The organism is Myxococcus sp. CA056 (assembly GCF_013336715.1).
Lineage (GTDB): Bacteria > Myxococcota > Myxococcia > Myxococcales > Myxococcaceae > Myxococcus > Myxococcus llanfairpwllgwyngyllgogerychwyrndrobwllllantysiliogogogochensis.
The window spans coordinates 1,752,434-1,779,381 of the sequence record NZ_JABUMT010000001.1 but is presented as its reverse complement, the minus strand read 5'-3'; the positions used below and the strand labels follow the sequence as shown (position 1 = coordinate 1,779,381).

Genomic DNA, 26,948 nt, shown 5'->3' with positions numbered 1-26,948 from the left:
CCACCGAAAAGAGTCTGCGTACGGCCCATCACCTGCGCCGGTGCGCATGGCGTCCGAACCGTGGGCACGAACCTCCAGGGATACACACGTCGAACGGCCCTCATGTCCACGCGTCACGAACGATGGAGCTCACCGACGTGTGGTTCGAAGGGCTGGCCTGCATCACCACGGGCTGCAGGAACTTCAGCCACGAGCGGCAAACTCACGCGAGGTCCGTTCGAAGCCATCGCTTCACGATGACGCCTCCGTCTTCACGGTCGGAGCCCGCGCTGACTTGGACCCGACTCACCCTGTTCCACGTGGAACGAGCAGTAGCCGCGGGCTCAGAACCCGCGCAACAGGGCCTGCGGGCACCTGCTTGGACGCTCGCATCAAGTCATGACAACCGTGCAGGGCTGAGCACGCAGGAATGCTCCTCCTCCAACCTCGTGACGCGACTCCATCCGCAGCACCTCGCCTGAGTACGCCATGGGCTCGAACGGAGTCACTCGCGAACAGTCCTGGCGTCACGCGTCCGCTTCGAGAGCAGTCGCCCCGATGCCACACGCGCCGAAAGACTCCCGCGCGATGAGTGGCAGCACAGCCGCGTGCAACGGAGTTCGCGCCGTGGTCCAAAGCTCGCTCACCTCTCGCCTCGCGAGCAGACAAGCCCACCACTAGACCTCTCGCTGGTCGAGTGAACGGCCCATCGAGCGTGTGCTCTCGCACTCAGCTTCACGCCAGACCAGGCAGGCGTGTTCCCCGACTGAAGGAACCGTCCGCTCGCACTCCCCTCCCCTGCCCCGAGCCAGCATCCGCGCGAGTGCCTGGTCACATCCTGAGCTGGCAACCACAGCGCTCGAACCCTTGCGATACTCCGCGAGACACAGGACCCATCGCGGGCATCGTCCGCGGCGACACGCCGACACCTCCACTCGCAAGGCTCACTCCGTGCTCCCGCTTCAACGCTGGTTGTCTCCCGAGGAAGCCGCCGAGGTGCTCCGTCCCTACGCGGCCTTCAAGCAACGAAGCGCCGGCAACGGCATGGACGTGGACGCCCTCGTCCTCTCCGACGGCTTCTTCAGCGGCGCCGGGCTGTTCACAGGCGGGCGCGTCTCATCACTCAGGCTGGAGAACACCCGAGGCTCGACGTTCATCGACGGCGACCTGGTCGTCGATGGCTGGCTCGAAAACCCAGGCGGACTCGTCTTCGTGCGCGGCAACCTCATCGCGCACACCGTCTACACCTCCGAGTACCTCGTCATCCTCGGGGACCTTCGAGTCCGCCGCCTGTTCGGCGAAGACGAACCCCTGGGCACCTGCGTCTTCGGCGATGCCCATGTCGAGAGCGCCATCTTCTCCCACAACCATCAATTCAACGTCTGGGGCACCGCCCACCTGGGCGAAGAAGTCCATGACGAGGTCCACGGACGCGAGGCCTTGCGGAAACGACTCGTCGACTGGGGCCTTCTCTCCGACCCGCGACAGGAAGCACCGCTCGACGTGGTCCGACTCGGGCTGCGCGGACTCGCCGAATCATGGGGTCCGCTCTCCGATGAACTGGCCTCGCTTCGATACACGCCGAAGCCCTCGGACCTCATCGCGGAGCCTCCGGTTCGACCACCCCGTCCCGACATCATCCTCGAGCTGGAGCAATGGTTCGCATCGACACCCCTCCCCCAGCGACAACAACTCGAAGCACTGCGCACGCAGTGGCTCGCTCGACTCAGTGACTCAACGGTCCGCGCGGAGGCGGAGCGCGTGATTCGCAAGCACCTCAATTCGAAGAAGCTCATCACGGACCGCGACGCGCTCCTGCGCGACCTGGGGTAACAACGCCCAACGCAAACCCAGGGTTCGCGAGACCTCGCGCCTCGACACAACTCAGCGCGTCCACTCTCCCTGGTAGAGCACGACGCGATATCCATCGGGGTCCTCGAAGGTCTTCCCGTACACGTCCCAGTAAGGGTTGTGTGAGCGCACCGGATGGAAGCCCGCTTGCACCATGCGCCGCACCCGCGCGTCCCACTCCTCGCGCCGCGACACATAGAGAACCAGCAGATGGTCCGACGAAGGAGCGCGAGGCGCCTCGTGTCCGCGTTCCACCGTGAACTCCAAGTGGTACGGCGTCCCCACCTGGCCGAGCATCACCCCGTCGAAGCCCGCATGGTCCTCGAAGCCTCCCACGAGCTCGAAGCCAAGCCCCTCTCGATAGAACCGCACCACCGTCGCCAGGCTCCGCGTCGGTCGAGCGACTCGCAGCTTGCACATCTCCATCCCAGGTCCGTCCTCACCACGAACGAACCCGGTGAAGGTTCGCGCGTCTCACGGTCGTGACGCGTGCGCACTCAATGACGAGCAGTGCGCGGTGCACGATGAAGTCGCGGAAGCATCGCGCCATCTCCGGCGCGCGTGTCCGCACACGGCAAGGCAATGGCAGAAGGCCAACGCGTCAGCGCCGTGGGCCGACACCTCACGGATTCGGAGGAGACACGGGCTCCACGAAGTACGCCTGTTTGTGCCGAGGCTCGGAGTCGTACGCGGCGGCCAGCTCCCGCGCGCGCCGCTCGGTCCGAAACACGGCCACCTCCGCCCGGTTGCCGTGCTCATCCTGCCGAATCACGGCCCAACCCTGACGCGGACGGGACTGCCGCACGGACGGTGTTCCACGCTGCTCCACGGCGTACCACTGCTTGTGCGCCCGAGCCTCCATGCGACGCGCCAGGCACTCCGCATGTCCTCGGCTCGTCATCACGCAGACATCATGTCGATGACCCGTGTCGTCCTGCCGGTACACCGCCCAGCCATCCGTCAGCGGCGGCGCTCCAGGGTTGGCCCGCCACACCACTTCATCGCGCCACCAGTCGAGATGCGCGAGCGCATGGCTCAGCTCTTCTTCCGAGGTCATGACATGGAAATCGTCCGTGACCTGCAGATAGAAGACGAAGAACTGGAAGCCGCAGTCCGCGCGCCAACCCCAGTAGTCAGTGGGTCCGAGTCCATCACCTTCCACGTCTCGGAAGTGCGGAGGTCCCCAGCGTTGCTCGAAGTCGGCGCGGGACGCTCGGGCCACCGCGACTTCAGACTCATGAGGCTCGTCGTCACCCCAGACCACCGGTCGGTCCGTCGGAATCGGCTGCATGCGAGGCACCTCCGCTTTGAAGCTAACGCGGCCCCTCCTCGCATGCCTGCCCCCTCACTCCCACGCCACGTCCCCAACTGACACTGGATAGCAGTTGTCCGCATGGCGCCACGCGCGCACCTCCACCGTGCACGCGCGGGCCCGCCCTCCCCTGCCCTACTCCTTCGCGAACACCGCGACCTGACGCTCCGCGCCGGAGAACGGCAGCCGGTACGCCCTCGCGGAGACCACTCGCAGCTGTCGCTCCGCGGCGCGCGACGCCAGCTCCGCGTCCGTCTGCGACTTGCCGAGCATCGCCACCACGCGCCCACCCGGCTCCACATACGCCGGCGCCAACGCCAGCCAGTCCGGCAGGTCCATGAACGCGCGCGCAATCAACAACTGCGCGCGCGGAATCCCTTCCGTCTCTGGCTGTCCCTCCGCGCGCGCGTGCAACCCGCGCACGCCCTGCAACCCGAGGCTCGCCGACGCGGCCTTGATGAACGCGACCTTCTTGCCCACCGTGTCCACCAGCGTCACGCCGAGCGCTGGCAACGCAATCTTCAACGGCAGTCCCGGGAAGCCCGCACCCGCGCCCAAATCCAACAACGACGCCGCGCCCGTCACCTCCGGCAGCACCGCGAGCGAGTCCAGGAAGTGCTTCTCCAGCACCTCCTCCGGCGCCGTAATCGCCGTGAGATTCACCTTCGCGTTCCACTTCAGCAGCTCCGCCATCAGCCGCTGCAACCGGGGGCCCACGTCCTCCCCCACCGACACGCCCAGCGCCTGGCAGCCGGATGCCAGCAGATCTACGAACCTCGTGTTATCCACAGCACCTCCACAGCGCGGAGGGGCATAACCCTCCGGAATCATTCAGGGGATTTCTATCCCCAAAGTTGTCCACACGTTGTCCACACCCCCTGTTCTGATCACTCCAGGGGTGTTTCGCCGCCGCCCGAGGGGCCCGAGACGCGCTTGAGCGCGACCAGGAGCAGCGACACCGCCGTGGGCGTCAGGCCTGGAATCCTCCGCGCCTGTCCCACCGTCGAAGGCCGGTGCGCGCCGAGCTTTTCCGCCGCCTCCTTGCTCAGCCCCCGCACCTCCGTGAAGCGAAAGCCTTCCGGAATCCGCCACCGGTCCGTCGCCTCCGACTCGCGCGCCGCCGCTCGCGCCGCCTGGGCGATGTAGCCCTCGTACTTCACCTCCACCTCCACCTCCTCGGCCACGTCCTCCGCCACCACGGGCCAGTCCACCCTCCCCTCCCCCAACTGCCCGTACGTGACTTCGGGCCGCTTCAGCCGCGCCGCCAGGCCCGTGCGCTTGAGCCGCGTCACTTCGTCCGTCACCGCGCGCTGCCGCGCCTCCGCCCGCTCCAACGCCTCGCGCGGCAACAGCCCCACCCGGTGCCCGTGACGCGCCAGCCGCAGGTCCGCGTTGCCCTCGCGCAGCCGGAGCCGGTGCTCGGAGCGACTGGTGAACATGCGGAACGGCTCGTCCACGCCCTTGGTCACCAGGTCATCCACCAGCACCGCGCCATGGGCTTCGTCGCGGCCGAGCAGCAGCGGCGGCTCGCCCTTCACCATGAGGCCCGCGTTGAGCCCGGCCCACAGGCCCTGGAAGGCGGCCTCCTCGTAGCCCGAGGTGCCGTTGAGCTGGCCCGCGAAGAACAGGCCCGCGACGGCCTTCGTCTCCAGCGTGGGCTTGAGCTGCGTGGGCGGCGCGTAGTCGTACTCCACCGCGTAGCCGTAGCGGATGACCTCCACCCGCTCCAGTCCGGGGATGGTGCGCAGGAAGTCGAGCTGCACGTCCGCGGGCAGGCTGGTGGACAGGCCCGCCGGGTACACCAGCGGCGAGTCCGGGCCCTCGGGCTCCAGGAACACCTGGTGCCGCTCGCGCTCCGCGAAGCGCACCACCTTGTCCTCCAGCGACGGGCAGTAGCGCGGCCCCCGGCCGACAATCTCCCCCTGGTACAGCGGCGAGCGGTGGAGGTTGTCGCGCAGCACGCGGTGCGTCTGGAGCGTGGTGGCCGTGATGCCGCACGTCACCGAGGGCTGACGCGGAAACGGCACTCCCGAAGCCGACTCCGCGCGCGTGCGCCAGGAGAGCGGACGCGGCGGGAAGTCGCCGTGCTGCGGCTGCACCGCGTCCCAGTCGATGCTCGCGCGCGCGAGCCGCGCCGGAGTACCCGTCTTGAAGCGGCCCAGCGTGAAGCCGAGCGCGCGAAGCGAATCGGACAGGCCTCGCGCCGCGTCGTCGCCCAGCCGTCCGCCGACTTCCTTCTTCTCGCCCACGTGCATCAGCGCCTGGAGGAAGGTGCCCGTCGTGAGCAGCACCGCCGACGCGGACACCTGCGTGCCGTCGCCGAGCAGCACGCCCGTCACCCTCCCCTCCTCGACCACCAGCGTGGAGACCTCGCCCTCGCGCACGGTGAGGTTCGGCTCGTTGAAGAGGACCGACTGCATCAGGGCGGAGTACTGCTCGCGGTCGCACAACACGCGAGTCGCCTGGACGGCGGGGCCCTTGGAGGCGTTGAGCGTCTTGAAGTGCGTGCCGGCGAGGTCCGCCACGCGCCCCATCTGTCCCCCGAGCGCGTCCAGCTCCCGCACCAGGTGTCCCTTGGCGGTGCCACCCACGGCGGGGTTGCAGCTCATCACCGCGGAGCGCTCGCGCTTGAGCGTGATTCCCAGCGTGGCCAGGCCCAGGCGCGCGCAGGCCAGCGCCGCCTCACAGCCCGCATGGCCCAGGCCCACCACGATGACGTCGTACCGGAGTCCCATTGCTCACGAGGGTCGCCGGAGGGTTTCGGGACCTGACGTGGCGCCCGCTCCGTCATGGCACCGAGCACCCTCGCTCCGCGCGCCGCGACCTGTGAGGTCCCCTATGTCTCCGGTGCGCCCCCTTGGCAAGCAAAGGGAAGGTTTACGGGAGCGCGCGAGGCGGGCAGTGGGAGGGGTTGAGGAGCTGCCTGCCTCGCGCGCACCGGCCATCCTCCGGAAGGGCAGGTCCCGTGCAACGGGCTTCCCCTCCGGCGTGGATGGCGATTCAAGAATGTCGGGCGAGCCCGAAGGCGTCGCCGGTACCTCATGGGGCCCGCGCGTCCCGAGCGCGGCGCCCCATCCCCCTGCGCGCGAGAGATGGCCCCTGCCTCCTCGCGTGCTTCGTCTTCATGGTGTCGCACACACGGAGGGCGGACCTGGGACCGTGGCGGTGAGGGCGCGACGGTAAACTCGAGCTCGAGACTCCGAAGGGTCCTGCACCCCCGTGTGCGCGACGGGGAAAGGAATAACCGGAGGGTCTGACATGCCGGCCTTCGCCCGGCCGGCCCCTCCGAGGGTGAGTTGGCGTGGAGGTGGGACCCGGCCACTCCCCTCCCCCGCATGCGGCTGCTTCATCCTGAAGACGGGCGGAGGCAGGACTTGTGACGCCCGCCGGGGACAGGCGCGGGGATTGTTCCGTGCGTGGAACACTGCGTGGAACCTCGTGTCGCTGGTCAGCCAGGGTCCGCGCCGCTAATCCAGCGTCGACGATGATGAAGCTCCGGAGAACCTCCCAGGGAGTCGCCACCGCGTTGCTCGCGAGCGGCCCGCCGAGAGGTCGCCTGCTCGGCATCCGGAGCCCTGAACGAACTCGCGCGCGCGGCGGTGCGCGCCTCACGCCTGGGATGGCATGAACACCCTCACGAAGAAGTCGCCCCCATCGGGCACCCTGTCGCTGGAGCTGCTGCTGGGAGCGCTCACCGCGTTCGCGCCGCTGTCCATCGACATGTACCTGCCCGCGCTGCCACGCATCGCGACGGACCTGCAGTCGACCCAGTCCGTCATCCAGCTCACGCTCGCGTCGTGCTTCGCGGGGCTGGCGTTGGGACAGCTCTTCACCGGTCCGCTCATCGACCGGTTCGGACGGACGCGGCCGTTGTACGCGGGGCTGGCGGTGTATGTGCTGGGCTCGCTCGGCTGTGCGCTCGCGCCCACGGCGACGGCGCTGGTGGCGATGCGCTTCTTCCAGGCGCTGGGCGGCGCGGTGGCGTTGGTGGCGCCGCGCGCGGTGGTGCGGGACTTGTGGTCCGGCGCGGACGCGGCGCGGACGATGTCGCGCTTGATGCTCGTGGTGGGCGTGGCGCCCGTGCTCGCGCCGTTGCTGGGTGGCTTCGTGCTCCAGCACACGAGCTGGCGGGTCATCTTCGTGTTGCTCGCGGGCATCGGCGCGGTGGCGCTGGTCGCCACGTGGAGGGTGTTGCCGGAGACCGCGCCCGAGCACTCGAAGACGAAGAGCATGCGCGCGCGCTTGGGGGAGCTGCTGCGGGACGCTGACTTCGTCGGCCCGGCGCTCGCGGGTGGCTTCGCGTACGCGGGAATGTTCGCATACATCGCGGGCGCGCCGTTCGTGTTCATCACGCTGCATGGCGTGAAGGAGCAGGACTTCGGCTGGTTCTTCGGTGCGAACGCGGTGGGGCTGGTGGCGCTGGCTCAGCTCAATCGCAAGCTGCTGCGCCACATCCCGTTGCACCGGCTGCTGCGTCTGGCATTGGCGCTGTATGTGGTGACGGCGGCGGGGGTGATGGCAGTCACGTGGAGTGGGGTAGGGGGCTTCTGGGGGATTGCCGCCGCGCTGTTCCTGTTCGTGCCGACGCTGGGATTGGTGGGACCCAACTCCGCGGCCATCGCGCTGGAGCGACACGCCGCGCACGCGGGGCTCGCGTCCGCGGTGCTGGGCGCGCTCCAGTTCACCGCCGCGGCCTCCGCGTCCTGGGCGGTGAGCGTGCTCAATGACAACACCGCGAAGCCGATGGGCGGCGTGGTGTTGGCGGCGGCCGTGCTGGCGTGGCTGTCTGGCTTCCTGGGCCACCGGGCGCGCTCGCGAACCGCGAGCACGGAGCCCACGATGACCGGGGCGTCACGTGTTGGCGAAACGTGATGTGTGAAATGTGACGTCGAGCCTGTCGCCCGCGGGTGCCCCCCGAGAGAATGCCTCTCATGAAAAGGCTATCTTCTCGTGTGGACCATCGGGTTCCCGCACCGACGTGGGTCTTCTCCTCCATCCGCCTCGCGGGAAGAGGTGCCACCGCATGGACAAGAAGGAACGGTTCGACCGCTCGTGGTTGCCAGAGGGCGTCTCATTCGACCGGAAGGAGGGGCTCTACGCGGAGCTCGGTCCAGACGGACTGGTGGTGCATCTGGGTGTCTACGAGGACGGTGAGCGCAAGCCTGACAGTTGGGCCCTGAATGTGGCGCCGGATGGGAGCTGGGCCCGCCTTGAAAAAACCATGGTCCTCGAATGGCGGGCCGACCTGGTCCGCTCCGAGGACGCGGAGAGAGCACTGGCGTATTGGAGTTCTCTGTGGTTCGACAAGATCGCCGACGCCACGCGGAAATTCGACCCCGGCATCAACGTCCAATGCTCATTCTGCGAGAAGTACCAGCGCGAGGTGAGAAAGCTCATCGCGGGCCCGAACGTCTTCATCTGCGACGAATGCGTCGGCCTGTGCAACGACGTCATCAATGAGGAACGTTCCTCGACCTAGGGCATCGGCGAGGTCCGCTCCCACATCTCTCACGCCCCCGCGCGGGCATGAAAAAGCCCCGAGGCGCCACGCGGGCACCTCGGGGCTGAGCGCTCAACCCCGTGAAGGGTGAGCAGTCACCGCGTCACGGCGCGGCCTGAGCCGGTACGGGGGCCTTCGCCTTCTTCTCCGCGGTGGCGAAGTCACCCGCCTTCACCTGGGTGACCTTCGTCCAGTCCAGGTGTCGCGACATGGCCTGACGCACGTCCGTCGGCTTGAGATTGGAGAGCTGCTGTTCCACGCCCGCGTCGAAGGTGAGGGTGCGGCCCAGGTACAGGTAGCCGGCGAGCTTGCGCGCCAGGTTGCCGTCCTGCGCACGAGCCGCCTGCCGGTACTCCAGCAGACCCGCGCGAGCCTTCTCCAGCTCCTCCGCCGAGTAGTCCTTCTGCAAGACGTTCGTCACTTCCTCGCGCATCGCCGTTTCGAGCCGGCTCGCGTTCTCCGGCGCGTAGATGGCGTAGGTGATGAACGTGCCCACCGCGTCCAAATCGCCCGGGTCGATGTTGCTCGCGACGCCGTAGGACAGGCCATCCTTCTGGCGGATGCGCGTGGCCAGCCGCGAGTTGAGGAAGCCGCCGCCGAGCACGAAGTTGCCGAGCATCAGCGCCGGCCAGTCCTTGTCGTCCTCGCGCAGCTTGAGCGTCTGCCCCGCGTAGAAGTACGCGTTCGCCTTGTCCGGCGTCTCCAGGGCCACGGCCTTGGGGCCCACGTCGTTGAAGACCTCCGGCACGCGCGCGTAGGGCGCCGGGCTCTTCCAGTCGCCGAACAGCTTGCCAGTCTCGGCCACGAGTTCCTTCGGGTCGAAGTCACCCACCACGGCCAGCTCCGCGTTGGCGCCGCCGTAGAACGCCTTGTGGAAGGCGCGGGCCTGCTCCAGCGTGGTGTCCTTCGCGCCGGCGATGCGCTCGTCGAGCGTGGGCACGTAGTAGGGGTGGCCCTTCGTGTAGTGGCTCGACAGCGTCCGCCAGAAGGCGATGCTGCCCTGCGTCTCCGGCTCGCTGCGCTGCGACTCCAGGTCCGCCAGCCGCGACTGCTTGAGCAGGGTGAACTCCTTCTCGTCGAAGGAGGGCTCGCGAAGAATCTCGGCCACCAGCGCCAGCACCTTGGGCAGGCTCGCGCGCGGGCACTCGATGGACACCGACGCTCCGGCAAGGCCCCCGTCCACGCCAACGCGCGCCTTCAGCTTGTCGAACTCGTCCTGGATTTGCTGCCGCGTGTGCTTCTTGGTGCCGCGCATCAGCATGCGGCCCGCGTACGACGCCGCGTCGGCCTTCCCGCGCAGCGCCGCCTCCGTGCCCCAGTGGAAGGACAGGGACGCGTTCACCATCTCACCGCGCGTCTTCTTGGACAGCACCGCGTACTTCATGCCGCCCGGCAGCTCGCCGCGCTGCACGCGCGCCTCGATGTTGGCGGGGGAGGGGTCGAACGCCTCGCCCTGCGCCACCGCGGCGCGGCCCTTGTAGCCGTCCATCATCTTCGCCATCTCCACCGGCGGCGGCAGCTCCGAGCGCTCCGGCTTCGCCGTGGGGATGAACGCGCCCAGCGTGCGGTTGGAGGCCTTGAGGTAGGTGGCCGCCACGCGCGTGACGTCCACGGGCTTCACCGCCTCGATGCGGTCGCGGTGCAGGAACATCAAGCGCCAGTCGCCGGTGGCGGCCCACTCGGACAGGCCGATGGCGGCGCGCTCGGAGTTGTTCAGCGTCAGCTCCATCATCTTCAAGAGCGTCGTCTTCGCGCGGGAGACCTCCTCCTCGGTGAAGGGCGTGCGCGCCGAGTCCTCCACCGTCTTCAGCAGCGCCTCGCGCGCGGCGGCCAGGGGCTGGTCCTCGCGCATGTCCGCGCTGAACCCGATGATGCCCGGGTCGCGGAACTGGTAGTTGTACGCGGACACGTTCGACGCCTTCTTCGTCTCCACCATGCTCTTGTAGAGACGGCCCGACGGGTGGTCGCCCAGCGCGAGCGTCAGCACGTCGATGGCGGCGAAGTCGGGGTGGGCGCCCTCGGGCACGTGATACACGCTGGCGAGCAGGGTGTTGTCGCCCACGCGGCGCAGCGTCACCTCGCGCTCACCGTCCTGGGTGGGCTCGGCGGTGTACGTGACGGGCAGGGGCGCGGCGGGCTTCTTCAGCTTGCCGAAGGAGGACTGGATGAAACCCAGCGTCTTCGCCTCGTCGAAGCGGCCGGCCACCACCAGCATCGCGTTATCCGGGCGGTAGTACTTCCGGTAGAAGGCCTGGAGCCGGTCGATGGGCACGTTCTCCAAATCGGAGCGCGCGCCGATGGTCGACTTGCCGTAGCTGTGCCAGATGTACGCGGCGCTGAGGACGCGCTCCTGGAGGATGCTGCCCGGGTCGTTCTCGCCGGACTCGAACTCGTTGCGGACGACGGTCATCTCGCTGTCGAGGTCCTTCTTGGCGATGAAGCTGTTGACCATGCGGTCGGCTTCGAAGGACAGCGCCCAGCGCAGGTTCTCGTCCGAGGCGGGCAGCGTCTCGAAGTAGTTGGTGCGGTCCAGCCACGTCGTGCCGTTGGGGCGAGCGCCCCGCTCGGTGAGCGCCTGGGGCACGTTCTTGGTGGTGGGCGTGCCCTTGAACATCAGGTGCTCGAGCAGGTGGGCCATGCCCGTCTCGCCATAGCCCTCGTGCTTGCTGCCCACGAAGTACGTCACGTTCACGGTGACGTTGGGCTTGGTCGGGTCGGGGAAGAGGAGCACGCGCATGCCATTGGCGAGGCGGTACTCGGTGATGCCCTCCACGCTCGTCACCGGAGTGAGCGCGGAGCCCTTGGCCTTCGCGGCGGGGGTAGGGGAGGGGGCAGGGGCCTGGGCCCATACAGGAGTGGTGGCCACCAGCATCAGGGGGGCCAACAGGGAAAGCGGGGTACGACGCCTCATGCGGTCCTCGCGGGTCTTCATAAAGTGCACGGCGCTTCTAACCCGGTACGGGTCATCCGCCATCCCGGAAGCCAGCACTTCCTCCTGGCGGGCGTCCACCGTGAGACAGGGGAGGGAGCGCCCGGACCCGCCCCTCGGCCCCTCGACACACGGGTTCGTCTGGATTTCCCATGACAACCTCATGGGTTGTTTGTCTGATTGCCACCGTGTCAGATTGGTTTGGTAGGGTGTCTTCAACCTTGGAAGCGGCATGGGGCCGCTCGGAGGGAGGCAGGCGGGATGGCGAGATATGACGGTGGGGGAGTGGACGCGGCGCTCAAGGACCTCTCGAAGGTCATGGAGCGCACTCGAGTGCGTCTGGATGCGCTCGACCGGAGCCACATGGAGCTCAAGGAGGCCATCCGGGACGGACGGAGGGCCTCCCAAGAGGCCACGGTTGCAGTCGGGGAGCTGCGACGAGAGGTCACGGAGTTCAGGCAGGACGTCACGGAGGTCAGGCAGGACGTCCGTGAGTTGAAACATGAGGTGAGTGCGCTCAAGCAGAAGGTGGAGGTCCTGGACAGCAAGGTGGATGCCCTGGACAGCAAGGTGGATGCCCTGGACAGCAAGGTGCATACCTTGGACAACAGGGTCCACACGCTGGAAGACAAGTCGAAGGCCTCGGACCATCGGCTCCTGGTCGTCGAGGAGAAGGTCGACGTGTTCTCCCGTGACCTCCAGGTGGTCCGAGCGGGCTTCGAGCAAGCCGTCGAGTCCCTCGCGAAGTTGAGCGAACACGTGGGTGCCTCGACCTCGGAGCTGCGTCGGGGACTGTTCCACGTCAACGGGAAGGTCGCCCGGCTCACCGTCGACCGGGAAGACACCGAGCGGCGGCTGCAAGCCCACGAGAGCATCTTGAACAAGCTGCTCAAGAACTGAGTCACTGACTCCCGAGCGAAGTGCCGCGAGGAAGGCCCTCGTGCCGGTGTAGCGTCCCCTCCAGCCTCGGACTTCCACGCCCGAAGCGAAGGGATTCGTATGAGGCTGGTGCTCATCTCCGACACCCATCGACGGCACGAGGAGCTGGAGGTCCCCGCGTGTGACGTGCTCATCCACGCGGGTGACTTCTCTCGCCGGGGAAAGCAGCCGGAGCTGGAGTCCTTCCTCGCCTGGTTCGCCAGCCGCCCGGCCCGCGAGAAGGTGTTCGTCGCGGGCAACCACGACTTCATCTGCGAGACGCAGCCCGAGCTGACCCGGACCCTGGCGCGAGATGCGGGCGTGCACTACCTCGAAGACGAGGAGGTGCTCGTCGGGGGGCTTCGCCTCTGGGGCTCCCCGGTGACGCCACGCTTCGGAGGCATGGCCTTCAACCGCGAGCGGGGCGCCGACATCCTCACCCACTGGAACCGCATCCCCGAGGGCCTGGATGTGCTCATCACCCACGGTCCCCCCAAGGGCCTCGGGGACCGCACGTTCCTCGGGGCGCACGTGGGCTGCGCGGATTTGCTCGCGCGCGTGCGGCAGGTCCTCCCGCGCCTCCACGTCTTCGGCCACATCCACGAGTCACCGGGCGAGCACGCGCTTCCCGACGTGCCCACCCGCTTCCTCAACGTGGCCAACTGTCACCTCCACCCGTTCGGGATGCGGCCTCCCGTGGTGGTGGAGCTGGACGCGCGCTGAGCCGGGTGGCTCCACCCGCGCCAGGGGGGAACGAGCGCCCCGTCCCCCGGCGAGGGGCCAGGAAGACCCGTGCGTCCAGTCTTCATCCTCCGGAATGTCGCTCGGGCGGCGGGGAGGCGTGGGGAGACGTGCAAGCATCGGCACCCTGGCCCGTTAAGTAGTAAGGACCGCGTGCCGGATTCGTGGCCCGTCTCCCAGGTACCAGGAGCTTCTTCGGATGAAACGATTTCTCATCGGCGCGCTCGCCTTCATTGGCGCGATGTCCGTCCTCTTCATGCTGGGCCTCATCGCCCTCATCGTGATGGCCTCCACGAGCCGCCCGAGCGTGCCGTCCAACCTCGTGCTGGAAATGGACCTGTCGCAGCCGCTGCCGGAGCACGTGTCGGGCGACTCGCTGGCCGGGGCCTTCGGTGAGGACCCGCTCACGGTGCGCGACGTGGTGGATGCGCTGGAGAAGGCCGGAGAGGACTCGCGGGTGAAGTCGCTGGTGGTGCGCGTGGGCACCAGCCCCGGCACTCCCGCGACGACGCAGGAGCTGCGCGACGCGGTGAAGGCGTTCCGGGCCAAGGGCAAGCAGGCCATCGCCTTCACCGACTCCTTCGGCGAGGAGGCCAACGGCACCAGCGCGTACTACTTCGCCTCGGCCTTCGATGAAATCTACATGCAGCCGTCCGGCGCGGTGAACATCATCGGCCTCGCGTTCGAGACGCCGTTCGCTCGGGATGCGCTGGCGAAGCTGGGCGTGAAGCCCCAGTTCGACAAGCGCTACGAGTTCAAGAACGCGGTCAACAGCTACACCGAGCAGGGCTACACCGGGCCGCACCTGGAGGCCACCGAGCGCTTCGCGGGCAGCCTCTTCGGGCAGATGGTGCGTGGCATCGCCGAAGGGCGCGGGCTGACGGAGGACGCGGTGCGCGCGCTCATCGACCGGGCGCCGCTGCTCGCGCCGGAGGCGGTGGACGGCAAGCTGCTGAACGGCCTGCGCTACCGCGACGAGGTCTACGCCGAGCAGAAGAAGGCGGCGGGCGACGGCGCGGAGCTGCTGTACGTGAAGAAGTACCTGGAGCGCGCGGGCCGGCCGCACACCACGGGGGAGACCATTGCCCTCGTGTACGGGGTGGGCGAGGTGGCGCGCGGCAAGAGCGGAGGCAGCCCATTCGGCGAGGGGGCCATGGGCGGTGACACCGTGGCGGCGGCGCTGCGCAAGGCCTCCGACGACTCGCGCGTGAAGGCCATCATCTTCCGCGTGGACAGCCCCGGCGGCAGCTACGTGGCCAGCGACACGGTGCGCCGCGAGGTGCAGCGCGCTCGCGAGGCGGGCAAGCCCGTCATCGCCACCATGGGTTCGTACGCCGCCAGCGGCGGGTACTACTTCGCCATGGAGGCGGACAAGATTGTCGCCCAGCCCGGCACGCTGACGGGCAGCATCGGCGTGTACACCGGCAAGTTCGTCACCAACGGCTTCTGGGAGAAGCTGGGCGTCAACTTCGACACCGTGGCGCTGGGGCGCAACGCCACGCTCGCCAGCTCGGACGCGGACTACACGCCGGAGCAGCAGGCGCGGGTGGACGCGGAGCTGGACCGCATCTACACGGACTTCACCACGCGCGCCGCGAGCAGCCGGAAGATGCCGCTGGAGAAGCTGCAGGGCCTGGCCAAGGGCCGCGTCTGGACGGGTGAGGACGCGCTGGAGAACGGACTGGTGGACGCGCTGGGCGGCTATGCCAAGGCGCTCGAGTTGGCGAAGGAAGCGGCGAAGCTCCCCGCGGATGCCCGGGTGCGCATCGAGGAGTATCCGCGCAAGAAGAGCCCCGCCGAGGTGCTCTCCTCCGTGCTGGGCGAGACCGGGGACAACAGCGAGGACACCTCCGCCACGACGGCGGTCGTCACGCCCTGGGCGCCGCTGGTGGAGGCCACGCGTGTGGTGCATGGCCTGGGGGTGCGGCTGGGTGTCTTCGCACCCGAGCGCGGCTCGCTGTACGCGCCCATGCCCCAGACGCGCTGGTAGCGGGGCTTCCGTTTTACGCGGCCCCGCGTGCCTTCCGGACGCAGGGGCGTGATGTCGGAACGCCGTGGATCCAAGGGCTTCGGGGCTCGCTGCACGCCTCGAAGCCCTTTTCGCGCCGTCACAACCCTGGACGCGCTCCGTCTCCCAGAGGAGACGTGACGACGCGGCACGGTGGGTGGGCGCCCCTGGGCCCCTGCCTTGCAGATGTCGTGGACGCGGAACCGTCTGTCGTCGGCGAGGAAGCCGAAACGGCCGGTGCGAGCGTAGAACTGTTTCAATTTTCCGGGACGAGTGCGTTCCCAGGGGTAGTGGCCGCCGTGGGGGGCCGGAGGAGCCGGGTATGAAGAAGCGACTGGGGGACATCTTGCTGGCGCGCGGCGTGATTGATGAGCTGCAGCTCCACTCCGCGCTGGCGTATCAGCGCAAGTGGGGGGTGCCGTTGGGGCAGGTGGTCGTGGATCAACGCTTCTGCTCGGCGGATCAGGTGCTGGAGGCGCTGGCGGAGCAGGTGGGAATGCAGACGGTGGACCTGTCGGCGCAGGCGCCCGAGCCCGGCCTGGCGCGGCTGATTCCGGAGCGGGTGGCGGAGGCGCACCGGGTGGTGCCCCTGCGGCTGGAAGGACACGCGCCCAAGGACACGCTCGTGGTGGCCATGGCCGCTCCGGCGAGCCTCGCGTCGCTGGACGCGGTGAAGAGCGTGACGGGGCGGACGCGGGTGGTGGCGAAGCTGGCCACGGATGCGTCCATCCGCCGAGCCATTGGCCGGATGTACCGGGGCGAGACGGACGTCGTCGCCCGGCGGCCCGGCATGGAGGGGTTCTCCCTGCCCGAGGCGGACGAGCAGATGACCATGGTGCTCGGCGCCAGCATGGTGGAGCTGACGAACATGGAGGCGCCGCCCGAGGAGGCGCTGCCGCTCCTGTCCTCGCTGGAGGAAGAGGCGGCGCGGCCCCAGCCCGCGGTGAAGGTGCCCGCGCCGAGGGCGCCCTTGCGCTCGAAGCTGCCCACGCTGACGGCGGCCCGTCCGGAGCCCATGGCCCAGGTGCTGGTGTACGGCTGGGGCGTGGACGCGGCTGCGGGGCTGGTGAAGGTGCTGGCGGGCGCGGGACTCACCTCCCGCGTGGCGAGCACCGAGGAGCTGCTGGCTTCGAGCGAGATGCAGGTGGTGGTGACGCCGCTGCCGTCGCTGGAGGCCCTGGGGTGCAAGGTGCCCGCGCAGGTGGTGGTTGCGGGCAAGACGCCCGAGGTGGACCTGCCTCGCGCGCAGGCGGTGGGGGCCCGAGGCTTCCTGGCCGCCCCGGTGGATCCGGACCTCTTGCTGCGTGCGGTGCGCAGGATGGTGCATCCCGCGGGTGATGCCACGTTTCTCCGCCGCGCCAGCTGAAGGGCGCGACGGGAGTCAGGGCACGGCGGAGAGCAGTGAGGTCTCCCCGCACAGCGAGGACTCGGGGAGCCACAGCGTCTCGAGTTCCACCGGTGCGGAGGTGAAGGGCTCGGCGCGCACCAGCGCGTCGGACTCGTAGCAGCCGGTGAGGAGCCAGCCTCGCTTGACGCGCTGGTACGTCTCCAGCGTGCGCGCGAGGGGGTCCACCAGCCAGACATGGGAGACGCCCTGGCGCGCGTAGACGGGCAGCTTGCGCGTGCGGTCCAGCGCGGCGGTGGAGGGCGCAAGCACTTCGCACACCCAATCCGGGGCCAGCGTGAGGAAGGGCACGTCCGGGTCGATGGGGGAGGCGACGCGGTCTCGACGCCAGCCGGCCACGTCCGGGACGAGCACGTCGTGACCGAGCCGAAGCTCGGGGGCGCGCAGGAAGCACCAGCGGCCACTGCCACCCCGGCGTCGGTCGAGCTGTTCGCCCAGTTCCACCCCCAGCATGAAGGCGGCGCGAGTCTGCGCGGGAGTCAGCCTGGGTGAAGCGACGAACTCCTCGTCGAGGACTTCTCCCACCCAGCCCGAGGGCAGGGCCGAGAGCATCGAGTGGTTCGCCAGGTGGATGATGCCTTCCGTCACAGCGCCTCCGAAGGTGCGGCGGTTGAGGGCGGCATTCTAGGAGGGGGTCTGACACGTCCCCGACTGCTCGGAACGCGTCACTTTCCGATGCAGAATCGCTGGAAGATTGCGTCGATGAGTGCCTCGGAAGCGGAGGTTCCGGACAGTTCGCCGAGCGCCTCCAGGGCGAGGGCCAGCTCACCGGAGACGACTTCCAGGGTGGACAGGCGCGACGCGGACTCCGCGCGAGAAAGTGCCTCGGCGGCGCGACGCAGGGCATCGGCGTGGCGCTCGGACACGAGGGCTACCGCGGAGGGCGTACCGCCACCCCACAGCCGGGAGAGGAGGGACTCGCGCAGGGCGTCAACGCCTTCGCCCGTGAGCCCGCTGACACGCGGGCGGGGTGGGGAAGCCGACGAGGGTGCTTCGACGCCGAGCCTGCTATCGCCCTCGCCGGTCAGCCCGCTGACACGCGGGCGCGGTGGGGAATCCAACGAGGGTGCTTCGACGCCGAGCCCTCCATCGCCTTCACCGGTCAGCCCGCTGATGCGGCGACGCGGCGGGAGTGTCCCTCCCGCCGTCGTCTCAGCATCGGATGCTGCCTCGGCTTCGCTGACACGGGGGAGCGGCGCACCGAGGGTCTCCGGCCCCACGTCGCACTTGCCGTCGATGACCAGCACGTCCGTCGCGCCCGCCTCGGCCCGCCAGCGCTCCGCGTCAGACTCGGAAGTCCCTGGAGGCAGCACGAGCACCGTCAGGTCCACGCCCGCCAGCAGCTCGCGCGTCCGGGCGATACCCAGCGCCTCCACGCGGCCCGGCGTCTCGCGCAGTCCCGCCGTGTCGAACAGCGTGACGCCCAGGCCGTTCCACTCGACACGGGCCTCCAGTGCATCGCGCGTCGTCCCAGGCTCGTCGTCCACCAGCGCGCGCGCCTCGCCCACCAGTCGGTTGAACAGCGTGGACTTGCCCGCGTTGACCGGGCCAAACAACGCCACGCGCGCGCCCCGGCGCACCAGTCGACCCTGTCCCGCCTCGGAGAGCAGCACCTCCGCCCGAGCCCGCAGCACCTGGACTCGCGCCTCCGAATCCTCGTCCGCGCCCTCCGCCTCGTCGGGGAAGTTGAGCACTCCCTCCAGGTCCGCATGCAGCGAGCGCAGCGGCTCCTCCAGCGCACGCACCCGCTCCGTGAGCGCACCCGAGAGCCCCGCCGCGGCGGCACGCACCGCGGACTCCGAGTCGGCCGCCACCAGGTCCGCCACCGCCTCCGCGCGCGTCAGGTCGATGCGGCCATTCAGGAAGGCGCGCCGGGTGAACTCACCGGGCGCCGCGGGACGCGCGAGCCCGTCCTCCAGCGCACGCGCCAGCAACAACTGAAGCAATCGCGGACTGCCGTGCGCCTGGAGCTCCACCACGTCCTCGCCCGTGAAGGAGGAGGGCGCGCGGAAGTAGAGGAAGAGGCCCTCGTCCAGCGCCCGGCCCTGCGCATCCACGAAGCCCGCGAGGTACGCGTGGCGAGGCGTGGGCTCCACGGGAATGCTCGGCGCCAGGCGGCGACCCACCTCCAGCGCGGCGGGGCCCGACAGCCGGAGGATGCCCACGGCCCCAGCGGTGGGTGCCGTGGCCAGCGCGACGATGGTGGAAGTGGCTGAAGTCATCTCGGCTGGGGAGCGATGCTCCCCTCCGCGCGGGAGAGACTACCGGGGCCCCATGGGGGGCGTGGAACCACGGGCGGCCTTCTCGACGGCCTCGCGATTCTCCTCGATGTACTTCTCGACCGCTCCGTCTTCGATTTCCAGGTCCCGGAGCACTCCCGGGTAGACGAAGCGGAAGGCGGGAGACTCCTCATCCCCGCGCAGGCGGAAGCTCATCTTCAGCACCGCCGCGCCGTACAGCTTGTCCTTGAGACCCTTCGCCTTGCCCATGCACCGCCCTCTCACTCGTCGAAATCGTCCTCGTCATCATCCGGGAGCAAGCTCCGCTTGGGCAGCGGCGCCGGCTTCTCCGGAGTGAACACGACACGGCGGTTGCGACCCTCGCCCTCGGCCGTCACCTTCAACCCCGCCACACCTTCTACCGCCTTCAAGACGCGCGCGCGGTCATCCTGTTTCATCGCGGCGAGCGCGTAGAAGCGCCCCAGGCTGGCGGACTTCTCCGCGAGCCGGCGGACCGCCTCTCGCAGCGCCGCATCCTCTTCCACGGCCACCGAGCGCTCATCCGACTCGCCGCCCGCCCGCGCGGGCGCCGCCGCGCTCCGAGGCGCCGCGGCCTGAGCCGTCCCTCGCTGCGCCTGCTTCCCGGGAGCCTGCGACTGAGCCACGGGAGCAGGCGCACGGGGCGCCACCGCGGGAGCGGGAGCCGTGGCCGCCGCCGCGCCGGCCACGGGGGCGGGCGCCTGCGCGGGGGCCTGCTGCTGCGGCTCGCGACGCTGACGGGGCTCCGGGTGCGCGCCACAGCCCAGCACCACCCAGCGCCGCTCGACGCCGGGACGGTGCAGCATCTTGTTGAGCAGGAACTGGAGCGAATCCAGCACCTGACTGCGGCGGCCCTGCTCCACGCCGGGAGGAGGGCCCGCCTCGAAGTGCAGCGCGACGGACAGGCTGCCATCCGCCGCGTCCTGCATGTCCAGGCGCGCGGGGAAGCCCATCAGCCCGAGGATGTCCCCGAGGAGCTTCTCCACGCGCGGCCGGAAGTCCGGGGCCGGAGTCCCGCCCGAGGCGGGAGTGCCGCCCACGGGGGCCTGCTGAGGAACCTGCTGCTCGCTCACTTGCGTTTTCCTCCCGCTGTCGCCACCGCGGGCGTTCCGCCCCCTGCCTGGGGCTTGTTCTTCCGGTCCAGCCACTTCCGGAGCCCGTACTGCTGCGCGATGGAGAGGATGTTGTTGGTGAAGATGTAGAGCGACAGGCCCGCCGGGTACTGGAGCAGCGTCAGCGTGAAGATGCCGGGCACGAACCAGGTCATGATCTTCGCCTGGGTCGCATCCATCATCTGAGGCTGCATCTTCTGGGTGATGATCATCGAAATGCCCAGCGCCAGGGGCAGCAGGTACGTGGGGTCCTTGTAGGTCAGGTCCCTCCAGATGGGACCGAAGAAGGGCTCACCGTACAGGTCGAAGCTGTTGCGCAGCGCCGTGAAGAGGGCAATCCAGACCGGCATCTGGATGAGCAGCGGGAGGCAGCCGCCGAGCGGATTGACCTTCGCCTCCTGGTACAGCTTCATGATTTCCACGTTCTGCTGCTCGCGGTTGTCCGCGAACTTCTTGCGAATCTCCTCCATGCGCGGCTGGAGCTTCTTCACCTCTTCCATGCTGACCATGGAGCGGTAGGTGAGCGGCAGCAGCACCAGCTTCACCACGACGGTGAGCAGGATGATGGCCACGCCCCAGTTGCCGGTGAGGCCGTGGAAGAACTTCATGATGCCCAGGAGAATCTTGCAGATGACCGCCCAGATGCCGAAGTCGACGGTGTCCTCGAGCTTCGGGTGGAACACGGCCTCGCCCAGGCCCGCGGCCTGACGCAGCTCCGGACCGGGCACCACGGCCATCAGGTCCGGGTCCTTGGGGCCCAGGTAGCCGCCGAGCCGCAGCGTCACCGTCTCGCCCGCGCCCACGCTCAGCGGGAAGGCCGCCGTCACCTGCCGCGCGGTGGGCGTGGCGGTGAGGATGCAGTGGCCGGGGCGCGGCCCGTCCAGCGGGTAGAGCGCGGACAGGAAGTACTGCTGGTTGATGCCGAAGAAGTGGATCTGCCCCTTGGTGTCCTCGGGCTTGTCGTCGCCCGGGTTCATGTTGTGGAGCTTCTCGTCCACCCAGCACGCGGAGCGGCTCAGGTTGCCCACGCCGCCGAAGAAGGACGGCGCGTGCTCGAAGTTCGGGTCGATGGCGCGGCCGTAGTGAACTTGAAGCTCGCCGTTCTGAGGCTGGCCGGAGGTGTTCTTCACCTGGATGGTGTACGTGAGCTCGAAGCCCTCGTGCGGCCACTGGAGCACCTTCACGACTTCCCACGGGCCCTGGCGGCCGGTGAAGGTGACGGACTCAGCGCCGCCGCCCTTCTTCTCCTCCACCGTGTAGGGCACGTTCTTCGGCAGGGGGCTTGAGCCCTCGATGGTGACGGACAGGGGCAGCGGCTCGTTGGGCACCGGCTGCGCCAGGTTCATCTGCGGCGCGGGAGGCACCTCCTTGCCCACCAGCAACTGCCAGCCCTGGGCCAACGTGAGCGAGTGCTGCTCACGCAGCTTCACGCCCTGCAACTGGGCCTCCGTCAGGCCCGCCCCCAGCGAGGAGAAGCGGTAGACGGAGTCCTTGCGCATCATCTCCACCTGCCGCGCGGGCGGGGGAGGAGTGGCGTCCGAGGGAGTTCCGGTGGGCGGCGGCGTGCCCTCACCGGACGGCGGAAGGGCGGCCTGGGCCGTGGTGCCCGCATCCTGCGTCGTGCCGGTGGTCGTCGCACCCGCGTCGTCGGCGCCGGGGGCGGCCGGCGGGGGCGGGAAGAGGAACATCCATCCGGCGGTGACGGCGAAGGAGAGCAGCAGGGCGACCAGCAGCCGCTTCTGGGAGTCGTTCGACTGGGGCGAAAGCGGATCGTTCATAGAGGTCCCTCCCCTCGGGGGAGGGTGCGGCAAGGGGTGGAAGCCCCGTCACGGCACCGGGTCGATGCCACCGGGGTGGAAAGGCTGGCAGCGCATCAAGCGCCACAGGGTGAGCCAGGAGCCCTTGAGGCCTCCGTGCTTTTCCAGCGCCTCCATGGCGTAGGTGGAGCAGGAGGGGTGGAAGCGGCACACCTTCGGCAAGAGCGGCCCGAGGAACTTCCGGTAGAACCGGATGGGCAGCGAGATGGCGAAGGCGAGCGGGCTCATCTGGGAGGCTCCTTCGGCTTCGGCTCGGCGGCCGGCGGGAGCCGCTGCAGCTTACGGGTGACACCGTCGAAGGCGCGGGACAGAGCCACGAAGGAGGCTTCCTTCGCGGACGAGCGCGCCACCAACACAACGTCCAGGCCCGGGGGCCATTGCATGCGGCGCTTGCGGAACAACTCCCGCAGCACCCGCCTCAGGCGCGCCCGTACCACCGCGTTTCCCACCTTGCTCGACACGGTGAGGCCAACACGGGAGTACGTCCGGCCATTGCGCTTGTAGAGAGCGAGGAGACAGTCGGAGGGGAGCTTCTGCCCACCGTCCTGTACCTCGAGGAACTCACGCCTGCTGAGCAGGCGAAGGGCCTTGGGGAAGCGCTGGTCTGCCGGGCCCTGCTGCCCCGGCGTCGCACCCTCGGCCCTCACACGCGGACTCGCTTACTTCTTCGCAGCCGACACGACCAGCCGCTTGCGGCCCTTCGCGCGGCGGCGCTTGAGGACATCCCGGCCGGACTTGGTGGCGTTGCGCTTGCGGAACCCGTGGGTGCGGTTGCGGCGCAGCTTCGACGGCTGGTACGTGCGCTTGGACACGGCTCGAACTCCTTGATGATGAAGGCGGCGCCTCCTGCTGCTCCGGCGCGACCTGAACTAGGGAAAGGGCCGGGGGCATACCCCATTTCCAGGGTAAGTCAACGGAGGATCACCTCCACCCGCCCCATTTTCCCGATCCTGGGAACGAAACCGTCGCCCCCTGCCCACAGAGGGGGCGCCTGCCTGCCTACATGGGTCCGGAAACGGAAGTCCAGGCCGCCGGGCCGATCACCCCGGGGCTCGGAACTTCCGCCAAGCCCTGCAATGCGCTCAAACGACCTTTCGCGCCGCGTTAGAGTCGGGCGATGCCCCAGGTGCATGTCGCCCAGGAACATGAGTGCTTGAATGACATCGCGGCTCGCTACGGCCTGCTCCCCGAGGCCATCTGGAATGACCCGGGTAACGCTGAACTCCGTGAGCTGCGCCAGGACCCCAATGTGCTCCTGGCCGGCGATGTCCTGACGATTCCCGCCCTCCAGCAGGTCCGCCACGCCGCCCAGACGGGCAAACGCTACCGCTTCCGCCGCAAGGGCGTGCCCGTGCAGGTCCAGGTGCGGCTCCTGAGCGGCTCGGAGCCCCGAAAGGACGCCCGGTACCTCCTGGAGGTCGACGGTGAGGCCCTCTCCGGCACCACCGGGCCCGCCGGGGACGTCACGTTCTGGGTCATGCCGGGCAGCCAGCAGGCCACGCTCGAGCTGGAAGGGGAGGAGCGCTACGAGTTGAAGCTGAGCCGGTTGGACCCGGCCACGGAGGCCAGCGGCGTGCGCCAGCGGCTCATCAACCTGGGCTACCTGGACGTCGAAGGGGACGAGGACGAGCTCGCCGTCGCCGTCATCGCCTTCAAACGCGAGCACTGCGGCCTGGAGCTGACGCCGGAGGACCTGCTCGCGTGTGACGACGACGCGTACGAGCGCGTCACCACCGTCGACGACCGCACGCGCACCCAGCTCATCGCCATCCACGGCTCCTGACCTTCACCGTCCAACATCGCGCCCGCGAAAGCCCTCATGGCCCACGAGTGGATTCTCTACATCGACAGTGACGCAACCGTTCTGCGCGCCACGCGGAACCTCCTGAGCCGCTACGACCTCTTCCAACTGCGTGAAGACACCGGCTGGATGACGGACACCCTCATCGACCACGGCGTCACCGGCTACGACGACGGGCTGGGGGCGCTGAACGCCCACCAGGTGATGTGGATTTCCCCCTCCGTGGTCAAGGCGGGCAAGGACGGGGATGACGAGGCCTTCGGCAACTCCCTGGGCGCGGAGCTGGGCGCCGCGCGGCACCTGGACCTGGCGACCACCCGGCTGCCGAAGGACGCGCCGGTGCTCCTCTTTCCCGTCAACACCGAGGAGACCCACTGGAGCCTGCTCGTCTTCTCCGCGGCGACCCGCGCCTTCGTGCACTACGACTCCCTGGGGGAGAGCAACGCGGGCGCGGCCCGGGCCCTCATCCAGAAGCTCCACGCGAAGGGCTATCTCTCCCGGGCGCTCGACTTCACGACCTCCGCGGACGTCGAGCGGCAGGAGGATGGCTACAACTGCGGCCTCTACGTCATCCAGTTCGCCCGGGCCCTGATGCGCGCGGGGCAGACGCTCTCCGCGGACCCGCTCGGCCTCATCACCAGCGCGAGCTGCGACCTGCTGCGGGGACAGATGTTGAGGGCGCTCGAGCCCCTCTTTCCGCCCGCGCCCCTGGCCCAGCCACCGCCTCCGCTCGGGGGCGAGTCGTCTGCCCGGAAGGAGCGCAAGTCTCCCGAGCCCACGAAGAAGAGCGACTCGGACGTCATCCTCAAGAAGTCGCTGATGAGCACGAAGAGCAGCCGGAAGAAGAAGCTCAAGACGGCCCTGCTGCTCGCGACGAACAACGACCGGGACTTCACCAAGTGCTTCATCCACACCAGCCCGAGCGCGCTGACGGTCATCAACGGCGAGCGCGCCGAGAGCCTGATGACCCTGGTGGACGAAGGACGGACCCTCTGGGAGGTGCTCGGTGAGTCGTCGAGCGTCCCCTCACCTCGGAAGCCCAAGGGGGGCGGGTTCGTCTCCAAGTACTCCACCTATGTGGAGAAGGGCGGCTTCACGCTGGAGCCCCGACTCCATCCAGACGACTCCGAGGCCATCCAGACGGACCGGACGCAGAGCCTCCTCAAGCGCGTGCCCGCGGAGGGCTTCCAGCCCACCTTCTTCCAGTTCCAGCGCCAGGACATGAACACGCTCCTGGCGCACTACGAGCAGAACGTTCCCGACTTCCACCACAACCACCAGCACATCGCGCGCAGCCTGATACTCGGCATGGCCATGGCGAACTTCTACCTGCGCCATGGCCAGCCGCGCTTCCTGCCCGGGGACACGCGACCGGAGAGCTTGCGCACCAAACCAGCCAATGACGACGGGCAACGCGACGAAGCCCTCGCGCGGATGCCCGAGCCCGAGCTGGATGAGGTGGACATCTCCGCCATCGCCTACGGCATCGGCATGCATGACTGCGCCCGCGCCAGCTCAGGCAAGGACGTCTGGGAGCACGAGAGCGCGCGCAACTGCTTCTACTACCTGCGCGAGTCCGGCTACGGGAACGAGTACGCCGCCTACGTCGCGAGGATGATCGTCAAGAACGAGCAGAACGACGACGAGCGAAAGGAGAAGCCGAAGCCCCCGGAGGAGAAGGGCGTCTCCGTCGCGAAGGTCCTCACCGTGAGCAAGGTGGACAGCCGCTCCGCGAAGAAGGGCGACGCGAAGAACACCGCGCGCACGGATGAGCCCAAGCCTCCGAGGCTGGGGGACCTCAACGAGCAGATTGTCCACGACGCGGACACGCTCGAAATCCACCGCGTCCTCAACAACAAGAAGTTCCTGCCAGAGCGACTGCTGTTCCTGACCGATGAGCGGCTGGACAGGGTGAAGCTGGCGGAGGGACGCAAGCAGGAGTTCCGCGAGCAGCTCATCGCGGACGCGGCCTGGTTCGTCCACATCACCGAGAAGATCGCCGTGCCGCCCGAAGACGGAGACGACGGCAAGCCCGGAGGGCCAGGGAGGGTCCACTTCGAGGAAGGGCTCAAGTCCTTCCGGGGCGTGACGAAGCAGTTCGGCGGCTACTTCGAGGCCCACGAGTCGGTGCTCATCGAGGCCATCGTCCAGAAGCCTCGGTCCTTCCCCTTCTTCTACCAGTACTACTTCCACGCCTGCTTCGACCCGAAGGACGCCCAGTTCCTGAAGCTCACGCCCGAGGAGCGCCTGGTGCTGGTCCGCGCGCGCATCAACACCATCGAGCGCGTGACGCGCGACCACGCCCTCGCCACCGAGGCCCTGACGGCCTTCAACACCACGGGCTCCACGGACTACACCGTCGAGAACTTCGGCCGGGATTTGGTGCAGTTCCAGCTCACGGCGAACCTCAACTGCGATGACCTGGAGAAGGTCATCGACGCGGTGGACCGGGGCACGAAGCTGCCGGCGCACCTGGCCCAGTACTGGGAGATCTTCTTCAAGACGGGCAAGCAGCGCGTGGGCGCGAGCACGGACTCGGTGCCTCGCGACAACGCCGAGCGCTTCAAGGTCCAGTACCAGACCCCCTGCGAGTCCCCTGGCTTCGACCGCGCGCGCCGGCCCAAGTACGCCGCCATCAACCTGGCGCAGACGACGTCCGGCGCGTGCCCCAAGTACGGCGACGCGGCCTACATCCTCAAGCCCCACCTCTGGCGGCGCATCACCCTCACGCACAACGACACCTTCAGCGTGGGCGTGTTCCCCGACGACCTCTGCACGCCCACCCACCCGTTCACCCTCTTGAAGCAGATCAGCGGCCTGCGCTTCCAGGAGGACCACCTGAAGCTCTACGCCGCCGGGCGGGGACAGAACGACGGCCTGCGCAGGGCGGCCCAGAAGAAGGCCGCCATCCCCTACATCGAGGCCCACATCCACGGGCTCGTCGAGTGGGCCCACGACGTGGAGGAGATCCGCATCAGCGTGAACCCGGCGAGCCGCGACGCGTACAAGAGCGAGGAGAAGGTCTGGGACTGGGGCGCCTTCGACGCGAAGCTGCTCGCCTTCGCTCAACTGTGGGCCACCGACGAGCGCCCCGGCGGCATCCCCGTGCGCTACGTGAGCGACGAGAGCTTCGAGGTCTTCGCCACTCGGGACGACGCGATGAAACAACAGAACCCCCTCGGCGCGCGGACCGTCACCGGAAAGCTCTCCGGCGCGCAGCACCACAAGGCGCCTCCAAAGCCGAAGCTCCCCGTGTCCGACTCGAAGCCTCCCGACTCGAAGTTCCCCAGCTCCGAAGCGGAGTCCACGCTCTAACG

The 26,948-nt window shown here is 68.7% G+C and carries 21 protein-coding genes and 1 pseudogene; 9 read left to right on the top strand and 13 right to left on the bottom strand.

Going from position 1 to position 26,948, the window contains the following annotated elements; translation table 11 throughout:
• Positions 1–930 precede the first annotated feature (930 nt).
• Positions 931–1,812, top strand: a complete 882-nt coding sequence (locus HUA76_RS07285) for a hypothetical protein (RefSeq protein WP_174460378.1) — start codon at positions 931–933, stop codon at positions 1,810–1,812.
• A gap of 51 nt (positions 1,813–1,863) precedes the next feature.
• Here the strand turns inward: HUA76_RS07285 and HUA76_RS07280 are convergent, their stop codons facing one another.
• The 4 genes from HUA76_RS07280 to mnmG all read right to left on the bottom strand — a co-directional run bounded on the left by HUA76_RS07280 (position 1,864) and on the right by mnmG (position 5,877).
• Complete coding sequence (locus HUA76_RS07280) at positions 1,864–2,256, bottom strand: VOC family protein (RefSeq protein ID WP_174460377.1); 393 nt, start codon at positions 2,254–2,256, stop codon at positions 1,864–1,866.
• Between the two features lie 196 nt (positions 2,257–2,452).
• Positions 2,453–3,121 (bottom strand): hypothetical protein, encoded by a 669-nt coding sequence (locus HUA76_RS07275; protein WP_174460376.1) that lies wholly within the window; start codon positions 3,119–3,121, stop codon positions 2,453–2,455.
• A 156-nt stretch (positions 3,122–3,277) separates the two neighbouring features.
• Positions 3,278–3,931, bottom strand: a complete 654-nt coding sequence (gene rsmG, locus HUA76_RS07270; RefSeq protein ID WP_174460375.1) for a 16S rRNA (guanine(527)-N(7))-methyltransferase RsmG — start codon at positions 3,929–3,931, stop codon at positions 3,278–3,280.
• 98 nt (positions 3,932–4,029) lie between these two features.
• A complete protein-coding gene (mnmG, locus tag HUA76_RS07265; RefSeq protein WP_174456115.1) occupies positions 4,030–5,877 on the bottom strand; it encodes a tRNA uridine-5-carboxymethylaminomethyl(34) synthesis enzyme MnmG in 1,848 nt (615 codons plus the stop codon).
• A gap of 889 nt (positions 5,878–6,766) precedes the next feature.
• Between mnmG and HUA76_RS07260 the strand changes: the two genes are divergently transcribed.
• Together HUA76_RS07260 and HUA76_RS07255 are read left to right on the top strand one after the other, a co-directional pair.
• Positions 6,767–8,014, top strand: a complete 1,248-nt coding sequence (locus tag HUA76_RS07260; protein ID WP_174460374.1) for a multidrug effflux MFS transporter — start codon at positions 6,767–6,769, stop codon at positions 8,012–8,014.
• A 436-nt stretch (positions 8,015–8,450) separates the two neighbouring features.
• A pseudogene (locus tag HUA76_RS07255) lies at positions 8,451–8,606 on the top strand (ClpX C4-type zinc finger protein); the annotation flags it as partial.
• A 139-nt stretch (positions 8,607–8,745) separates the two neighbouring features.
• Here HUA76_RS07255 and HUA76_RS07250 read toward each other — a convergent pair.
• Positions 8,746–11,553 (bottom strand): pitrilysin family protein, encoded by a 2,808-nt coding sequence (locus tag HUA76_RS07250; RefSeq protein WP_174460373.1) that lies wholly within the window; start codon positions 11,551–11,553, stop codon positions 8,746–8,748.
• A gap of 279 nt (positions 11,554–11,832) precedes the next feature.
• Between HUA76_RS07250 and HUA76_RS07245 the strand changes: the two genes are divergently transcribed.
• The 4 genes from HUA76_RS07245 (at position 11,833) to HUA76_RS07230 (ending at position 16,604) form a co-directional block, all read left to right on the top strand.
• The gene (locus tag HUA76_RS07245) at positions 11,833–12,471 is read left to right on the top strand and encodes a hypothetical protein (protein WP_174460372.1); all 639 of its coding nucleotides are present in this window, start codon (positions 11,833–11,835) and stop codon (positions 12,469–12,471) included.
• 99 nt (positions 12,472–12,570) lie between these two features.
• Positions 12,571–13,212 carry a metallophosphatase domain-containing protein gene (locus tag HUA76_RS07240; RefSeq protein WP_174460371.1) on the top strand — a complete coding sequence of 214 codons (642 nt, stop codon included), beginning with the start codon at positions 12,571–12,573 and terminating at the stop codon, positions 13,210–13,212.
• Positions 13,213–13,429: 217 nt separating this feature from the next.
• Positions 13,430–15,220, top strand: coding sequence for a signal peptide peptidase SppA (sppA, locus tag HUA76_RS07235; RefSeq protein WP_174456110.1), 1,791 nt, complete (start codon positions 13,430–13,432; stop codon positions 15,218–15,220).
• A 340-nt stretch (positions 15,221–15,560) separates the two neighbouring features.
• A complete protein-coding gene (locus tag HUA76_RS07230; protein WP_174460370.1) occupies positions 15,561–16,604 on the top strand; it encodes a general secretion pathway protein GspE in 1,044 nt (347 codons plus the stop codon).
• Positions 16,605–16,619: 15 nt separating this feature from the next.
• Here HUA76_RS07230 and HUA76_RS07225 read toward each other — a convergent pair whose 3' ends face one another.
• The 8 genes from HUA76_RS07225 to rpmH all read right to left on the bottom strand — a co-directional run bounded on the left by HUA76_RS07225 (position 16,620) and on the right by rpmH (position 22,642).
• Entirely contained in the window at positions 16,620–17,231 is a 612-nt protein-coding gene (locus HUA76_RS07225; RefSeq protein ID WP_174456108.1) for a Uma2 family endonuclease, read from the bottom strand.
• Between the two features lie 77 nt (positions 17,232–17,308).
• A complete protein-coding gene (locus HUA76_RS07220; RefSeq protein WP_174456107.1) occupies positions 17,309–18,865 on the bottom strand; it encodes a tRNA modification GTPase in 1,557 nt (518 codons plus the stop codon).
• A 39-nt stretch (positions 18,866–18,904) separates the two neighbouring features.
• Positions 18,905–19,132 (bottom strand): hypothetical protein, encoded by a 228-nt coding sequence (locus tag HUA76_RS07215; RefSeq protein ID WP_141648817.1) that lies wholly within the window; start codon positions 19,130–19,132, stop codon positions 18,905–18,907.
• 11 nt (positions 19,133–19,143) lie between these two features.
• Positions 19,144–19,974: a hypothetical protein gene (locus tag HUA76_RS07210; RefSeq protein ID WP_174460369.1), complete on the bottom strand. Its 831-nt coding sequence runs from the start codon at positions 19,972–19,974 to the stop codon at positions 19,144–19,146.
• Positions 19,971–21,791 (bottom strand): membrane protein insertase YidC, encoded by a 1,821-nt coding sequence (gene yidC / locus HUA76_RS07205; RefSeq protein WP_174460368.1) that lies wholly within the window; start codon positions 21,789–21,791, stop codon positions 19,971–19,973. Before yidC ends, HUA76_RS07210 begins: the two co-directional genes overlap by 4 nt.
• Before the next feature lie 48 nt (positions 21,792–21,839).
• The gene (gene yidD / locus HUA76_RS07200; RefSeq protein WP_141648954.1) at positions 21,840–22,058 is read right to left on the bottom strand and encodes a membrane protein insertion efficiency factor YidD; all 219 of its coding nucleotides are present in this window, start codon (positions 22,056–22,058) and stop codon (positions 21,840–21,842) included.
• Positions 22,055–22,477, bottom strand: a complete 423-nt coding sequence (gene rnpA, locus HUA76_RS07195) for a ribonuclease P protein component (protein WP_141648953.1) — start codon at positions 22,475–22,477, stop codon at positions 22,055–22,057. The genes yidD and rnpA overlap by 4 nt, the downstream gene beginning before the upstream one ends.
• Positions 22,478–22,489: 12 nt before the next feature.
• Positions 22,490–22,642 (bottom strand): 50S ribosomal protein L34, encoded by a 153-nt coding sequence (rpmH, locus tag HUA76_RS07190; RefSeq protein ID WP_141648952.1) that lies wholly within the window; start codon positions 22,640–22,642, stop codon positions 22,490–22,492.
• 305 nt (positions 22,643–22,947) lie between these two features.
• Between rpmH and HUA76_RS07185 the strand changes: the two genes are divergently transcribed.
• Positions 22,948–23,613: a LysM domain-containing protein gene (locus HUA76_RS07185; RefSeq protein ID WP_174460367.1), complete on the top strand. Its 666-nt coding sequence runs from the start codon at positions 22,948–22,950 to the stop codon at positions 23,611–23,613.
• 36 nt (positions 23,614–23,649) lie between these two features.
• On the top strand, positions 23,650–26,946 hold the full coding sequence (locus HUA76_RS07180; RefSeq protein WP_174460366.1) for a DUF3626 domain-containing protein: 3,297 nt from the start codon (positions 23,650–23,652) through the stop codon (positions 26,944–26,946).
• The last annotated feature ends 2 nt before the right edge of the window (positions 26,947–26,948 follow it).